Here is a 13,673-nt window from a genome sequence, read left to right on the forward strand (position 1 = left end):
CAGTGTAGCGTGGAAAAAGATCTATCTGGCCAGCCGACAGCTGGCGTGAATGAGGATGAGCTGTGTCAGAGTTGTTATCCATCGCCCTGTTTGTTGCTTCGGTGATGATTTATGCGTTAAAAGCCGGTCGTAATACCTGGTGGTTCGCCGCCACGCTCACGGTGCTGGGCCTGTTCGTTATTCTGAATATTACCCTCTACGCCAGCAATTACTTCACCGGCGACGGTATCAATGACGCGGTACTTTATACGTTGACCAACAGCCTGACGGGCGCTGGCGTGGGCAAATATATTCTGCCGGGCGTTGGGCTGGTCGTGGCGCTGGTCGCGGTATTTGGCGCACTCGGCTGGGTACTGCGCCGCCGCCGGCATCATCCTCATCACTTTGGTTACAGCCTGGTGGCGCTGGTCCTGGCGCTGGCGTCCGTGGACGCCAGTCCGGCCTTCCGCCAGATTAGCGAGTTGGTCAAATCCCAGTCCCGCGATGGCGATCCTGACTTTGTGGCTTACTACAAAGAACCGTCAAAAAGCATCGCGGACCCGAAACTGAACCTGGTGTACATCTACGGCGAAAGCCTTGAGCGCACTTATTTTGATAACGACGCCTTCCCGAACCTGACCCCGGAGCTCGGCAAGCTAAAAAGCGAGGGCCTGGATTTCAGCAACACCGCCCAGCTCCCCGGTACTGACTACACGATTGCCGGAATGGTCGCTTCCCAGTGCGGGATACCGCTGTTTGCGCCGTTTGAAGGCAACGCATCGGCTTCGGTTTCCAGTTTTTTCCCGCAGAATATCTGCCTCGGCGATATCCTGAAAAACTCGGGTTATGAGAACTACTTCGTACAGGGCGCTAACCTGCGCTTTGCCGGAAAAGACGTTTTCCTGAAATCGCACGGCTTCGATCATCTGTACGGCGCGGAAGAGCTAAAAACCACGGTCGCCGACCCAACCTACCGAAACGATTGGGGCTTCTACGATGATACGGTGCTTGATGAAACCTGGAAAAAATTCGAAGCGCTTTCACAATCGGGAAAACGCTTCTCGCTGTTTGCGCTGACGGTCGACACCCATCATCCGGATGGTTTTATTTCCCGTACCTGCCAGCGCAAAAGCTACGATATGGACGGTAAAAAGAACCTCTCTTTCAGCGCCGTTTCCTGTAGTCAGGAGCATATCGCGGCGTTAATTGAGAAGATTAAAGCGTCGCCGTGGTTCAAAAATACGGTCATTGTGGTCTCATCCGATCACCTGGCGATGAAAAACACCGCCTGGGAGTATCTGAATAAACAGGATCGCAGCAACCTGTTTTTCATTCTGCGCGGCGATAAGCCCCAGCAGGATACGCTGGCCGTTAAACGTAATACTATGGACAACGGCGCGACGGTGCTGGATATTCTCGGCGGCGATAACTTTATTGGTCTTGGCCGCAGCAGTCTATCCGGGGAGTCGCTTTCAAGCGTTTTCCTCAATATGAAAGAGAAGGTGCTGGCGTGGAAGCCGGATATCATCCGCCTGTGGAATTTCCCCAAAGAGATGAAGAATTTCACCGTTGATTCGCAGAAGAATATGATCTCCTTCTCCGGCAGCCATTTCCGCCTGCCGCTGCTGCTGCGCATCTCCGATAAGCGCGTTGAGCCGCTACCGGAGAGCGAATACTCCGCGCCGCTGCGCTTCCAGCTAGCCGACTTCGCGCCACGCGATAACTTCGTCTGGGTCGACCGCTGCTACAAAATGGGTCAGCTATGGTCGCCGGAGCTGGCGCTCTCCACCGACTGGTGCGTATCCCAGGGTCAACTGGGCGGCGAACAGCAGGTCCAGCGCGTTGACAAAGCCCAGTGGCAGGGTAAAACCGCCTTTAAAGATACCCTTATCGATATGGAACGTTATAAGGGCAACGTCGATACTCTGAAGATTGTCGATAACGATATTCGCTATAAAGCCGACAGCTTCCTGTTCAACGTGGCCGGCGCGCCGGAAGAGGTGAAGCAATTCAGCGGCATATCTCGCCCGGAATCATGGGGGCGCTGGTCGAACGCGCAGCTCGGCAGTGAAGTGAAAATTGAATATAAAGAGCCGCTGCCGGAGAAATTCGACCTGGTGATTACCGCCAAAGCCTACGGGCCAAACGCCAATAAACCGATTCCGGTACGCGTGGGCAACAGCGAACAAACGCTAACGCTGGCCAATGATGTCACCACCACGACCCTGCATTTCGATAATCCGTCGCGCAGCAACACGTTGACGATTGCGCCGCCGGACCCGCAGTCCACGAACGAGGGTAATATTCTCGGCCATTCCCCGCGCCAACTGGGCATCGGCATGGTTGAAATCAAAGTGGTGAAAAGCGAAGGTTAAGTCATCGCGCCCGGCGACTTTTTGCGCCGGGCCATGGTTGTGGAGGCCGGGTATTAACAATGCAGCGGCTTGAGTTCATCCGCCGAAAGTCCGGTAATTCGCTGGACCGTTTCCTTATCCAAACCGTTCTGCAGCATACTGCCGGCAATGCGCAGCGCTTCCCGTCGGCTCCCTTCCTGCAGCCCTTCCTGCAGCCCTTCCTGGCGCCCTTCTTGCCGGCCCTCTAACCGCCCTTCCTGCTTGAGCTTTTGAGCGATGGACATTAATCTCTCCTCATATTGTGGCAGACGGCGGGCCAACCGGCGGAGAAACACGCCTGGATCGGCGGAATTGCCGTACTGCAGCATATAATGAAACAGCACTCTCAACTGCCTGCGGTTAGTGTATCCCAGCATCACGAGGGTCGCCAACGACTCCGTAATCCCGCTGAGATCGCGCTGACGAATATGCTTTTGCATCAGCTCCAGCAAAGCGACCCGCCGATGCTGAACGATTTCATCATCCGGCATCACCGTTACGTCAACCAGCGGAAACGGGCAGGCATACAGCTTCTTCGCCATCTGCGGGTCGGCAAATTCATCCAGCCAGTTCAGGGAAAAGGGATAGGGACTGGCCGCACCATGATAAAAAAGCATCGGCACGACCAGCGGCAGCGCTTTATGCCCAGCGTCGAGATGCCGCTGCATCGCGGCAATCGCATAGCGCATCAGGCGAAAAGCCATATGGTTATCCGGCGAGCTCTGGTGTTCTATGACCACATAAACATACCCCGGGCCGGAGCGGGTTTGTACTGACCACAGCACGTCCGAATACCAGGCGCGCAAATCCTCATCAATAAAGCTCGCTGGCTCCAGCCGCAGCGTCGCAAAATCACACCGCTGGCGGATCGCCTGGGGAAGGTAGAGCGTGAGGAAATCATGCGCCGTCTCCGGGTGGCGAAGAAATCGTTTGAATACCGCATCGTGCGGTGTCGACGTCATCCGTTTTTTCATGGCCGTCCGCTTGCCTGAAAGTGAAGGAAAGCCGGACTCTACCACCGCTTTTTACCCGGTTGGTTTTGGCGATGATTTTCTGGGAAGCGCCTCGGAGAATAGCGCGGCGGCCAGCCAGGCTGGCCGCCGCAAGCAAGGCTTAGTAATCAAACTGACGGTAATAACGGCGAATATTGAGATCGTGCCCGGTGTGATGTTCAAAATGGGCCGCCAGCCTGTCCACCAGCAGGGTGGAAACCACGCACGGCGCCATAATCCAGCGGAAAGCATCATCGATGCCGTTCAGCGGGTAGTCGCGCGGGTCAATCACCACCAGATGGTTGGTGATCTTCTCAGCGAAGCGTTCAACGCGCTCATCCAGCCCCCGGCATTTACCCTCGCCTTTGACCAGAAACAGCGGAACCTCTTTCTCCAGCAACTCCAGCGTGCCGTGGAAAAATTCGGCGGAACTCACCGACTTGGTCCGCTTCCACTGCATCTCTTCAAGAATACACATCGAGAACAGATAGACCTCGCCCCACATTTCCGCGCCGCCAATCCACATCATATAGTCGCAGCCATGATATTGAGCGGCTATTTTATCCGCCTGCGGATCGAACCGGCGTTTGGCCTGCAGGAGATTTTCCGGCAGCAGTTCCAGCTGGCTGGCAAAACGATCGTAATCGGCAAAGTCGCCGTGACGATAAATAACACGGAAGAATAACCAGTACAGCAGCATATATTCATATTCCACGCCGTTTTTGTGGCACATCGGAATATGCCAGCTCGCCGCCTCAGCTAATGGCGAATCAGCGTTACGGGTAATGGCCACCACGCGAATCCCCTGCGCTTTGCACCATTCGGCAATGGCGACCGACTCTTTGGTATCGCCGGACTTGGATAACGTCACCACCACCGCATCTTTATTTAATTTTTTGTGCCCACGATGAATTAATTCCGCCGCCTGCTCAAGGTAAACAGGTACGCTGGTTAATTCTTTTGCAAACTCATTTATTGCCATCATAGGCGCCAAAGAACCGCCTACCGAGGCGAAAAATAACGCGCTACAGCCGCTGTGATAAATATCGTCGGCGACGGCTTCTGCCTGCTGACGCGCAGCGATGATCTCGCGAGCACTGGTCAGGTACTCGTCCTGATTAAAACCCAACATAGTTATTCTCCTGAATAATCAGATTTTACTTTTTAATACGCGGTCAAAATTGTCAAAAATACGTTTTGCCAGATCGATCCCTTTTAGTCGGGCGGTATGCCATGCCAGCATCTGGACCGGAACGATTAGCAGCAGCGGCGCCAGGTGATGGTCACACGGACAGTTCAGCGCCAGCGCCTGCTCATCCTCTTTATCGCTGAGCGTCAGCGTAAAGGCCCGGGCAATGGACGGCGCCATATAGTCCCGCAGCGCCCGGGTACGCGCATCCGGCGCATCTTCAATAAACAGCATCACGTGACGGGCGTTCGCCTCCAGATAGGGGCCGTGCATATAGGCCTCAAGTTCAAATCCACTAGAAGGGACCCGCACCGTCTCGGTAAATTTGGTTTCGAACTCCTTCGCCACGCCAACCAGCGCGCCATAGCCGATGGCGATAAATCGTTCGCCGCCCCGCAGCGCTTCGCCGTGCCTGTCGATAAAGCGCGAGGTGCGGGCGATAACATCCGGGATAGCCGCCGCCAGCCGCTGCAGCTCGTCAAGATAGCGCTGCTCCTCGGCCTCGCTGACTCTTCCCTGGACACGGGCAATCATCAGCGCCATCAGCAGCAAATTCAGTACCGTCGCGCTAAATCCGCGGGTGACAAACCCTACGCTCTCAATACCGGTATTGATATCCAGTACCCCGTCGCAATCGCGGGCTATCGGGCTTTGCGGGTCGGAGGTCAAGGCAAAAACCGGCAGATTCGCCGCCTGGACCTTGCGCATCGCCTCCAGCGTCGAGGCGCTTTTTCCGCTCTGCGAAATCGCCACCACCAGATCGGTATGCGGATCGACAGCCTCGTAATGCGTAAAGTTATACGGCTCTTTAATTTCAACCAACACGCCGAAGCGCTGTTCAAAGAAATAGCGCGCGCACAGTGCGGCGTTTAGCGACGATCCGGTCGCCAGCAGCAAAATACGGCGTACCGGATGCTGGCGGGCGAAATCCTCAATCGCCGCCAGCTTTTGCCGATAGTCGCGCAGGATCTGCGCCAGACAGGCCGGCTCTTCGCTGATATACGTCATCATTGTTGGTACCATTTTCGACTCCCGTTAAAACAAGCCAATCCACGAACCCAGAATGCCCACCAGCGCCATCCCGCCAATAATAGAAAGCGGTTTGACCTTACGCCCCAGCAGCCAGTAAACGATGCCAAAGCTCAGCAACGGCAGCATGCAGGGCAGAATGTCGTTGATAATGTCCTGTACCTGGGTTTTCGCCTCCCCGGCACCGAAAGAGACAGGGATAGTGATATCAATCATTGAGGCGGTCATCGCGCCCACCACCATCAGGCCGATAATCGACGCCCCGTAGGTCAGGCTCTCCATCATTCCGCTCTTCTGGATCCGCTGCAGCACCCCGGTGCCCAGCACGTAGCCCCAGCGGGTAAAGAACCAGCGCACCAGAATATGCGGTACGTTAAACACCAGCAGAAACAGAATGGGTCCGAGAATGTTGCCCTTTAGCGCAAGGCTGGTGCCGATGCCGGTGGCGATCAGCCGCAGCGTCCCCCAGAAAAAGGAGTCCCCCAACCCGGCCAGCGGCCCCATCAGCGACGCTTTAACGTTATCAATCGCGTTGGCGTCCATGTTTTTCTGCTGGCTATTTTTCTCCTCCATCGCCGTGGTGATCCCCAGCAGCAATGTGACGATATGCGGCGTGGTATTGAAGAACACCAGATGTCGTTTCAACGCTCCGGCCAGCTCCTCTTTGCGCGGATAGAGCTTTTTCAGCACCGGAATCAGCGCGTAAACAAAGGCGAGATTCATCTGCCGCTCATAGTTCCACGAGAACTCCATCTGGAAGGAGCGCCAGAACACCCGGCGTAAATCGCGCGGCGTAATACGGGTCTCTTCTTGCTCCTGCGGGCGCAGGGTCTCTTCAGAAATCATCTTCGTCGTCATCGCTGACTCCTTGTTCTGTCGTCGTACGAGGTGAGCTCAACGCGGTGACGTTAACCATGACCACCGCCACGATTGCGCCAAGAATAGCGATGCCGGTCACCGGGATTTTCAGGTAGGCCATCAGCACGAAGCCGAGGAAAAAGTACGGCGCGACTTTCTTGTTAATCAGCAGCCTGGCGAGCATCGCGAAGCCGAGAGCCGGAATGATGCCGGTAGCGACGCTGAGCCCGTGTTTGATAAATTCCGGGATGGTATCGAGCAGGGATTTCACCGCGTTGCTGCCGACCAGGAATGAAACGGTCACCACCGTGGCCAGCATCAGCGACAGCCCGAAGCCGGCAATCAGATGCATCCGCTCAATGCCCCGCGTATCCGCCCGTTCCGCGTAGCCGTCAGCCTTCTGGCTGAGCATCGGGATAAACATCCCCAGATAAACGTTTTTCAGGATTAGCGTCAGGGTGGCGATAGGCAGGCCAAGCAGCAGCGCCGTTTCCGTTCCCGCGCCGGAGGTAATGGCGAACGCCACCCCGAGAATGCCGCCGGTTACCACGTCAGGCGGTATCGACGCGCCGACGGAGAAAGATCCAATAAACGCCAGCTCGAGCGTTGCCCCCATGATGACGCCGGTCTGCACATCCCCCAGCACCAGTCCGGTCAGCAGCCCGGTGACGATAGGCCGCGAAATCAGCGACGTCCCTAATGCATATTCCGATTGCGCAATAAACGCCACCAGACCCAGTAAGAGAGCCTCTACCATAATCTGTCCTCCGGAATTAAACGCATTCCGCAAAAAGCTGTTTGCGATCGTTAGGGACCTGGCGGATCTCAACCTCGACGCCTTTCCCGACCAGTTGCTGCAGTTGCTCTATTTCTTCCGGGAGTAAATTAATCGCCTTAGAGATATTTTTGCTGCCCTCTTTAGCCTTAATCCCACCGAGATTAATACTTTTTATTTCCGCGACGGCGCTGGCAATACGCCAGGCGTCATTCACCGACTCCACAACGATAAAGAGATTATATTTATCCGTAACGCCGCTTTTTATCGCTTCTATAGCGTCGTCAATATTTTTAATCACCAGTTTTACCGAAGGCGGCTTGGCGAGCTTAATCGTGGTTTTCCGCAGCTCATCAGTGGGGACATTATCGTTGGCAATTAAAATGCAATCGGCCCCGACATACTGGGTCCAGGAAAAAGCGACCTGGCCGTGGAGTAATCGATGGTCTACCCTTAATAGCGTAATCATGGTGTTCCCTCATTTCAGAAGTCTTTATCAACGGTCATCGCACTGGCAATCGTCTGATTGCAGTACTGGATGCTCTCTTTGGCGCTTGTTAATGCTTCAGAAATTAATTTCTCGGTATTTTCTTCCCCTGCGGAAATAAGCAAATCAATAATCAGCGGCAAGTTTAAACCGGACAATAAATGAAAATTAGGACGCGATAAAAAACGCACAAACTCATTATTGACGCTACCGGCGAAAATATCCGTAATGACAATCAGCTCATCCTCAGCGGGAAAACGCGCCAGCAGCGTCTCCACCTGCTGCGTTAGATCGGCCTCCTCTTCGATATAGGCGCAGAGGGTATGAATATCCGGCTGCTTGCCGAGGATCAGCTCCACGGAGTTCAGCAGACCGTTAGCAAAGGTGCCATGGCTGGCAAAAATATAGTGTCGTTTCATCCTTACCTCGAAAGCGCATTCCACTGCTTTCTTAATTGCAACCGGCGTGCCAGAAACAGTGGCGCGCCGGTTAGCGCAAGGACCAACGGATGAAGGGAATTAAAACTCTTGATCTTCCTGAATAAATTCCGTTTCCCGAGTCAGGATATCGTGAATGTAATACAGCTCTACGGCGGGGATTTTGACACTATATCCGCTCTCAATGACACTAAAGGCCTCGCGGAGAATAACCAGCTCGCTCTCCGGACACTGCCTTCCGGAATAATGGGATGGCGACGCGTTGCGGATCAGTCGCTCAATCAGACAGCTGATATGCACGTACAGCGCCACCTTGCGATCGTTGGGCACGTCGCAGCCGGCCAGATGCTCATAGCGCAGTAAAAACTGCTCGACCTGATTGATGACCTTTGCGGTATCGAGGATCGTCACCGACTCGATCACCCGGCGCAGCGAGAAATTTTTCAGGAGCAGGTTATTAATTTCGCTGACCTGTTCAGAGGTGGCCAGCTCGCCGAAAATACGCATCAGCGGGCGGCTGCCCTGGCCGGAAATCAGCGAATCCAGCGAGATCCACGGCAGATCGGCAAGATGCGGGTCGAGTGTACCGACGATCGCTAACACCTCGTAGCGGCTGAGCATCGGCTCCCGCCGCGCGGGATCGGCGAGCGTTTCCACATCGCAGGCCACAATATCGATGCCGAGCGCTTCGGGAATACTGGCTTTTAACAGCGCCGACAGATTCGCCGCCGCCCCCAGGCCGGTGGCGCAGGTCGTGAGAATCGCCCGCGGTTTGTCCGCCTGCGGATAATAGAGCTGATGCTCAACCGCGAGATCATCGCCAATCTCACGGACAATATCCTCCAGCATATCGCCCTGCAAAATCCGCTCTCCGACGTACATCGCCATCCCGGTCGAGACGTTATTAATAATCGCCACCGGCGTGGTCAGACGGCGGTTAAAGTGGCTGTGAATAGCGTTCAGCGATCCCATATCGACCAGGATGATCAGCCCGGAAGCCAGCGAGTGGCTCTCGATATAGGCCATCACCTGGTCGGCGATAGCCTCCGGCGTCACGTCGAGCGGCATATCGAATGACTCAAACAGCTGGCTTTTCAGCAACCGGTTCGCCACGTTGGCGATGCTGCTGGCGGTGGCGTAACCGTGGGCGAGAACGATCGCCCGGGTGACCTTCTGCTGGCTGATGGCGCCGTTTTTCTGTAACCACAACACCAGCAACAGCAGGTCAATGCGTCGGGGTTCAATATCCAGCTTCAGCGCCAGCGCGGCGAGGATCTCTTCACAAAAGCGATACAGCAGCGGAAACTTTTGCGCCAGGAAATCCTCCAGCTGGCGGCTTTTCTCGTTGCTCATGGTGGAGTGCGCCTGGCGAGAACGATGTATCAGGTAGTGGCTGAGGGCGTAAATACAGTTGCCGTTAAACTGGATATTGAAGCGCTTTTCAAGGCGATAAAACTCTTCCCGCGCCTGATGGGTCAGCAGCAGTAGCAGATGCGAACTGCTGGCATCGTGATTATCGAAAATAAGCCGATCGAAGAGAGTTTCAATCTCTTCGCCCATTTTTTTTTGCGCCTCTTCCCAAACCGTTTTTTTACTCAATACCGCTTCATATAGCGCCAGAACGCGGCACTGAATATCGTAGATCAGCCCCTGAAGCGGATCGCGCGCGCGCAGCAGCCAGACCAGACTGGTCTGCGGTTCGATAAGCAGCGGCTCCTGCTGGCCCATCGGTTCGCTGAGCGCTGGCGTCGCGGCTATGATATTTTCCGGCAGATCGTGCAGCGTGACGTTAAGCCTCTCGCTGCCCGGGCACCTTGCCCAGGCCGACGCAACGGCGTACTTCACCACATTCTTCAGCTCACCGACGTTACCCCGATAAACATAGTGCGTCAGCACCTGTAGCAGCCGGGGCGTCAGCTGCAGCCGGGCGGCCAACGTGCGCGCCTCCTGCCAGAAAAACTGCAGCGTTAACGCTTCTTTTTCGTGGCGGCTGCGGTTTTGTAAATCAGGCAGGCTAACGAGGATCGGAATACGGCGAATAAAGGTGGTCAGAAAAGTGCTGTGAATATCTTCGGTGGTGGCAAACACCAGCCGCAGAGAAATCGGCATCCCCTGCGCCGTTTCCCCCACCCGATAGATCTCCTTGCGATCCAGCCAGGTGAAGAGCTTCTCCTGGCCCTGCGCATCCAGACGATGGACTTCATCGAGAAACAGCACGCCGCCGTTTGCCGCCTCAAACGCCCCGGCTTTATCCCCCTGCGCGCCGGTAAACGCGCCTTTAACGTAGCCAAACAGGTTGGCGGCCAACAGCTCCGGGTTACTGGCGTACTGGGCGCAGTTGAAGCTGACAAAGGGCGCATCGGGCGCCAGCAGTCCCTGGGCGATAGCAAACTCGTGCATCAACTCCGCCATATAGCTCTTGCCGGTACCGCTGTCGCCGGTGATCAGCAGCGGTAGCCCGCCGTTAGGATAAAACAGCGCGGTTTTCATCTGTTCGATAGGCTTGCGCAGGCTGCCGTCATGGCCGGTCAGCAATGAGAAATGATCCGCCTGCTCCGGCTGTCGGTCGCTCTCCGCCAGCAGCTCCGCCATGCTGGCGTACTCGCTGCGGGAAAGGGGGAAAAACTGCTGGCAGAAGGCGGCCTTATGCAGGAAATAGACCGGACGGGTATTGATCTTCACCAGCACATCCTGGGCCACCAGCTGATTCAGATAGTGGCTGGCGGTGTTTCTTTGCATGGCAAAACGCCGGGCAAGGTAGCCGGCGGTGAAGATCTCGCTCAGGTTATCCGGATCAAAAAAATCGGTCTGATTTTGCAGAAAAGCCAACAGTTCCGTTTTACGCATCGCATCCCCCTCTTCGCCTGTCAGGGGCTTATGATGCGGGAAATCCGCCAGGCGTTGGCGCTTAATTCATTTTTTGCGGTTCAGAGCACAAAAAAAAACGACGCCCAAATCCGCGGGCGCCGCACAACAAACCTGCTATAACCGTATCAGGGCCTCCCGCATCCCCTCGCTCAAAATCACTTCCAGATACCGCGTGACCTGTTCGGCAAGTCCGGGAATCCCCGTCAGATCCTCGCCCCAATGCGCTTTATCCTGCAAAATCTCCGTCACCAGCTCACCCAGCGGGCGGCCCTGGGCCACCTGCGCCCACCCTTCGACAAAACGAGTTAACCAGACGTCATCATCCTGTAACGGATACGCTTGCCCGTCACGCTGGCCGCGGTAGAAGGCGATAAGCGCCGCCAGGGCAAAGGTTAAGCGCGGCGGAATGACGCCATGCTGGCGGATATTCGTCAGCAGCTGCGGCAGGATCCGGGTGCGAAACTTGGTCATCCCGTTCAGGGCGATGGAGAGCAGCTGATGGCGGATAAACGGGTTGAGAAAGCGTCCGGTAACGGCATCAGCAAACTGGCGTAGCTCATCGGCGGGCAAATCCAGCGCCGGGATAATCTCCTCGCCGATGGTCTGCTGCACATAATGGCGAATGGCTTCGTCGCGCATCGCTTCGCCGACGGTATCCACGCCGCACAGCCACGCCACCGGGACCAACGCGGTGTGCGCGCCGTTAAGAATGGCGACTTTGCGCTCTTTGTAGGGCCGGATATCCTCTACGATATGAATATTAAGCGGGCAGCGGTCAAGCCGTAGCTTTTCCGCCAGCGCCCGCGGTCCCTGGATAACAAACAGCCAGAAATATTCGGCGGTATCGAGGAAAGCATCATGGTAGCCCAGCTCCGCCTCCAGCTTTTCTGCTTCATCATGCGGGTAGCCGGTAACGATGCGGTCAACCAGCGTTGAACAAAACGTATTGGCCGTTTCAACCCAGTTGTGAAAAGCCGCGGGCAATCGCCACTCTTCGGCGTAGCGCAGCACCAGCGCCTTCAGCGCCTCGCCGTTATAATCAATTAGCTCACACGGGATAATCGTCCAGCCCTTATCCGCTGCGCCGTTGAAATGGCGGAACCGTTCGAGCAGCAGTTGGGCCAGCTTCGCCGGGAAGCTAACCGGCGGCTTATCGTCAGGCCGGTCTCCGGCGTGATAGCTGATGCCCGCTTCGGTGGTATTTGAAAATACGAATGCAATATCCGGGTTACGGGCCAGCGCCAGATAGCCGGCAAAATCCTGCCAGGGGTTAATTTCATTGTTTACGGAGCGAATAATTCGCGCCTCGCTCACCGCCTCCCCGTGTTCGTCCAGTCCGCGGCTCACCGTGGTGTAGAGTCCGTCCTGGGTATTGAGCGACGGTGGAAACTCGGTGTTGATCGGACGAACGATGGTGACTCCCGCCGCCAGATCGGTTTTCTCATTCAACAGATCCAGCTGCCAGTCGATAAACGCCCGCAGAAAGTTGCCCTCGCCGAACTGAATCGCGCGCGTCGGGTACTGCGGCCCGGGAAAATCTTGTCTGTTTAACGATTTCATGAGCTTACCTGCTAAAAATGAATGACGCCTTTGATCAGCTGGCGATTATTAATCACTTCGCTTTCGTAAATGTCCGCCAGCGACCTGAAATCGTAACGGTGGGTCAGCATCATCCTGGCGGTGATTTCCCCCTCGGCCATCAGCCGCCCGACTTTGGCAAAATCCTCTTCCGTCGCATTGCGGCTGCCCATCATGGTGGTCTCTTTCTTATGAAATTCTGGATCTGAGAACTGCAGTTCACCTTTAAACAGGCCAACGAATATGATGCTGCCGCCGTGGCGAATTAAATTCACCGTGTTGTTCATCGCATGCTGATTCCCGGTGGCGTCGATCACTTTTTGCGCCAGAGAACCGCCGAAGGCGGCGCACAGCTGTTCGATAAACTGCGGGTCGGAAGGATCGAGGGTGCTCAGACCGAGATGCTGCGCCACATGTTCGCGCCGTGCCGGACTGGTGTCCGCCACCACCACCTGCGCCCCGTCGGCTTTGGCGATAGCCGCCGCCCCAAGGCCGATGGGGCCCGCGCCAACTACCAACACCTGCTCTCCCGCCCGGATAGCGGCGCGACGCACCGCGTGGGCGCTGATGGCAAAAGGCTCAATTAGCGCTGCGGCTTCAGGATCGACGTCATCCACCACCAGCAGATTTTTAACCGGAACGCTGAGGTACTCGCTAAACCCGCCGTCCCGATGCACGCCGATAACCGAAATCTTCTCGCAGCAGTTTGTCCGGCCGCTCAGGCAGGCCGGACACTGGCGGCAGGCGACGTAAGGAATGACGGCAACCTGCTGGCCGCTTTTCAGATTAAGAATATTTTTACCAAGACCGATTATCTCGCCGCATATTTCATGACCAAGAACGCGCGGATAGCTAAAAAAAGGTTGATTGCCGCCCCATGCGTGAATATCGGTGCCACAAATCCCCACCGTTTTTATTTTAATGAGAACCTCATCGTCCCCGGGAATAGGAATCTGGCGTTTTTCCCAGTGAAATCTTTTGGGTTCCTGGCACACTAGTGTATTCATCGACGTCATAATAATTGCCTCCGTATTTGTTGGCTTAGATATCGATGAAAAACAGAATTGAGGTTAAAGTCATTGCGAAAA

11 protein-coding genes are annotated in these 13,673 nt (G+C 55.6%); 1 reads left to right on the top strand and 10 read right to left on the bottom strand.

The window, feature by feature from the left end; translation table 11 throughout:
- Window positions 1-62 precede the first annotated feature (62 nt).
- Complete coding sequence (gene opgB / locus EGY08_RS11140; protein ID WP_004128650.1) at window positions 63-2,354, top strand: phosphatidylglycerol--membrane-oligosaccharide glycerophosphotransferase; 2,292 nt, start codon at window positions 63-65, stop codon at window positions 2,352-2,354.
- A 53-nt stretch (window positions 2,355-2,407) separates the two neighbouring features.
- On the opposite strand, the gene EGY08_RS11145 is transcribed toward opgB, so the two are convergent.
- The 10 genes from EGY08_RS11145 to EGY08_RS11190 all read right to left on the bottom strand — a co-directional run bounded on the left by EGY08_RS11145 (window position 2,408) and on the right by EGY08_RS11190 (window position 13,601).
- Complete coding sequence (locus tag EGY08_RS11145) at window positions 2,408-3,346, bottom strand: Rpn family recombination-promoting nuclease/putative transposase (protein WP_123828486.1); 939 nt, start codon at window positions 3,344-3,346, stop codon at window positions 2,408-2,410.
- Window positions 3,347-3,485: 139 nt separating this feature from the next.
- Complete coding sequence (locus EGY08_RS11150) at window positions 3,486-4,496, bottom strand: SIS domain-containing protein (protein ID WP_112167019.1); 1,011 nt, start codon at window positions 4,494-4,496, stop codon at window positions 3,486-3,488.
- An 18-nt stretch (window positions 4,497-4,514) separates the two neighbouring features.
- On the bottom strand, window positions 4,515-5,576 hold the full coding sequence (locus EGY08_RS11155; protein ID WP_123828487.1) for an SIS domain-containing protein: 1,062 nt from the start codon (window positions 5,574-5,576) through the stop codon (window positions 4,515-4,517).
- Between the two features lie 12 nt (window positions 5,577-5,588).
- Window positions 5,589-6,440 carry a PTS system mannose/fructose/sorbose family transporter subunit IID gene (locus EGY08_RS11160; protein WP_004128642.1) on the bottom strand — a complete coding sequence of 284 codons (852 nt, stop codon included), beginning with the start codon at window positions 6,438-6,440 and terminating at the stop codon, window positions 5,589-5,591.
- A complete protein-coding gene (locus tag EGY08_RS11165; RefSeq protein ID WP_004108505.1) occupies window positions 6,418-7,197 on the bottom strand; it encodes a PTS mannose/fructose/sorbose/N-acetylgalactosamine transporter subunit IIC in 780 nt (259 codons plus the stop codon). The genes EGY08_RS11160 and EGY08_RS11165 overlap by 23 nt, the downstream gene beginning before the upstream one ends.
- Window positions 7,198-7,213: 16 nt before the next feature.
- Window positions 7,214-7,684: a PTS sugar transporter subunit IIB gene (locus tag EGY08_RS11170; protein ID WP_024360411.1), complete on the bottom strand. Its 471-nt coding sequence runs from the start codon at window positions 7,682-7,684 to the stop codon at window positions 7,214-7,216.
- Window positions 7,685-7,698: 14 nt separating this feature from the next.
- A complete protein-coding gene (locus EGY08_RS11175; protein ID WP_004128638.1) occupies window positions 7,699-8,121 on the bottom strand; it encodes a PTS sugar transporter subunit IIA in 423 nt (140 codons plus the stop codon).
- A gap of 99 nt (window positions 8,122-8,220) precedes the next feature.
- Window positions 8,221-10,986 carry a sigma 54-interacting transcriptional regulator gene (locus EGY08_RS11180; protein ID WP_123828488.1) on the bottom strand — a complete coding sequence of 922 codons (2,766 nt, stop codon included), beginning with the start codon at window positions 10,984-10,986 and terminating at the stop codon, window positions 8,221-8,223.
- Window positions 10,987-11,121: 135 nt separating this feature from the next.
- A complete protein-coding gene (locus EGY08_RS11185; protein WP_049113873.1) occupies window positions 11,122-12,567 on the bottom strand; it encodes a tagaturonate reductase in 1,446 nt (481 codons plus the stop codon).
- Between the two features lie 11 nt (window positions 12,568-12,578).
- Window positions 12,579-13,601 (bottom strand): zinc-binding alcohol dehydrogenase family protein, encoded by a 1,023-nt coding sequence (locus EGY08_RS11190; RefSeq protein ID WP_004128635.1) that lies wholly within the window; start codon window positions 13,599-13,601, stop codon window positions 12,579-12,581.
- Window positions 13,602-13,673: the final 72 nt, after the last annotated feature.

The organism is Klebsiella sp. FDAARGOS_511 (assembly GCF_003812845.1).
GTDB classification, from domain to species: domain Bacteria; phylum Pseudomonadota; class Gammaproteobacteria; order Enterobacterales; family Enterobacteriaceae; genus Klebsiella; species Klebsiella grimontii.

Bases quoted from the DNA above. Each gene is read 5' to 3' on its own strand.
- EGY08_RS11175 (WP_004128638.1), bottom strand. From the start codon at position 8,121: ATGAAACGACACTATATTTTTGCCAGCCATGGCACCTTTGCTAACGGT.
- EGY08_RS11145 (WP_123828486.1), bottom strand. From the start codon at position 3,346: ATGAAAAAACGGATGACGTCGACACCGCACGATGCGGTATTCAAACGA.
- EGY08_RS11160 (WP_004128642.1), bottom strand. From the start codon at position 6,440: ATGACGACGAAGATGATTTCTGAAGAGACCCTGCGCCCGCAGGAGCAA.
- EGY08_RS11170 (WP_024360411.1), bottom strand. From the start codon at position 7,684: ATGATTACGCTATTAAGGGTAGACCATCGATTACTCCACGGCCAGGTC.
- EGY08_RS11190 (WP_004128635.1), bottom strand. From the start codon at position 13,601: ATGACGTCGATGAATACACTAGTGTGCCAGGAACCCAAAAGATTTCAC.
- EGY08_RS11185 (WP_049113873.1), bottom strand. From the start codon at position 12,567: ATGAAATCGTTAAACAGACAAGATTTTCCCGGGCCGCAGTACCCGACG.
- EGY08_RS11155 (WP_123828487.1), bottom strand. From the start codon at position 5,576: ATGGTACCAACAATGATGACGTATATCAGCGAAGAGCCGGCCTGTCTG.
- EGY08_RS11165 (WP_004108505.1), bottom strand. From the start codon at position 7,197: ATGGTAGAGGCTCTCTTACTGGGTCTGGTGGCGTTTATTGCGCAATCG.
- EGY08_RS11150 (WP_112167019.1), bottom strand. From the start codon at position 4,496: ATGTTGGGTTTTAATCAGGACGAGTACCTGACCAGTGCTCGCGAGATC.
- EGY08_RS11180 (WP_123828488.1), bottom strand. From the start codon at position 10,986: ATGCGTAAAACGGAACTGTTGGCTTTTCTGCAAAATCAGACCGATTTT.